The organism is Lactobacillus corticis (genome assembly GCF_018327645.1).
Lineage (GTDB): Bacteria > Bacillota > Bacilli > Lactobacillales > Lactobacillaceae > Lactobacillus > Lactobacillus corticis.
The window spans coordinates 1-203 of record NZ_BMAY01000076.1 but is presented as its reverse complement, the minus strand read 5'-3'; the positions used below and the strand labels follow the sequence as shown (position 1 = coordinate 203).

1 protein-coding gene is annotated in these 203 nt (G+C 43.3%); it reads right to left on the bottom strand.

Annotated features, from left to right (window positions below):
- On the bottom strand, nucleotides 1–203 hold a 203-nt coding region (locus KI210_RS08800), incomplete at both ends, for a hypothetical protein (protein ID WP_212781483.1).

Below are 203 nucleotides of genomic sequence, written 5' to 3'. Positions count from 1 at the left end.
GCGAGTCCGAGTCACAATCAATTTCTGAGAGTGCATCAGAGTCCGAATCACAATCAATTTCTGAGAGCGAGTCCGAATCAGAATCACAATCGATTTCAGAAAGTGAATCAGAGTCCGAGTCACAATCGATTTCTGAGAGCCAGTCCGAATCAGAATCACAATCGATTTCAGAAAGTGAATCAGAGTCCGAGTCACAATCGATT